General features: G+C 50.6%; 1 protein-coding gene. It reads right to left on the reverse strand.

Features of this window, described 5'->3' with window-relative positions:
- Positions 1 to 125 precede the first annotated feature (125 nt).
- On the reverse strand, positions 126 to 914 hold the full coding sequence (locus ADA01nite_RS21455; protein WP_170230418.1) for a metal-dependent hydrolase: 789 nt from the start codon (positions 912 to 914) through the stop codon (positions 126 to 128).
- Positions 915 to 1,036: the final 122 nt, after the last annotated feature.

Below are 1,036 nucleotides of genomic sequence, written 5' to 3' on the forward strand. Positions count from 1 at the left end.
TTTATCCCTGTGTCTTTTTTTCGACACGCGTCCAAAAAAAGGCCGTCCAGGAGACGGCCGAACGCGGTCCGTTTCTCTTTGACGACCCTACTATATTAAGATTCCGTTAAAATTTCAATAAGAAATTATGTAGGAAACACATCTAAACAAACAAGCAGCACCAACACTGCGCTTATCATAACGACAGCCGTTTCCTTGCGGCTGTCCTTCTTTGTACGAATTAACGGAAATTTGACGAGCGGCGGGAACGGATGCAGGTAGCGTACGCCTGCCACCGTCAGCGTGTCAGCGAGCAAATGCGACAGATAGCCGGACGATGCCGCAAGAAAAAGCCCTTTCCACTGCAGGGATGCCTCCGCATAGAACCAGATATAGCCCCATACTGCAAGCGCCCAAACCGTATGCGTATAGGTACGATGGGAAAAATGCGGCACTATGCCGATAAACGCCCCAAGTCCAAGCAGCCAGGCATAATCCGAATGCAGTATCTCATACGGAACCCGGTTCAGCACGAGGGCACGCTCACCAAATTGCAGATATACCGCTCCACCCATGATTACCAGGCCGATTAACGTAACCATCCACTTGCGTGACGCATTGTCTCTCAACACAAAGCCCACACCAAGAAACAATAGCCCGATAAATGCAGTTAAAAATTGTCCGTTGCGTGTATCCGGAAAATAGCTTAGCAAAACCAAAATGACGCCGATATATCCGGAAAAGAGACGGATAACCCGCAGCGGTCGATCCGTCAGCTTGCGCGTCAAAAGACCATCCGCATCCAAATCCGGGATGAGAGCAGAAACAGCCGCCAACAATACCGCTGCGGCCCCACCCATCATATCCGCCTCCGTGAGCTTAGCCACCGCCACGCCGCCGAGCGCGCCAAGCGCAAGATGGCTTCTGCCCATCATGCTTCCATCATCCTCTCTCCGAAGGGAATACGAAACAAGTAGGTAGATTTCATCGATATCCTCCTTTCTCTTAGCAACCTTTTTCTTCCCTAGATCTTCTTTCCTCTCCCTCTCCTTCTTTC

It is taken from the genome of Aneurinibacillus danicus (assembly GCF_007991215.1).
GTDB lineage: Bacteria > Bacillota > Bacilli > Aneurinibacillales > Aneurinibacillaceae > Aneurinibacillus > Aneurinibacillus danicus.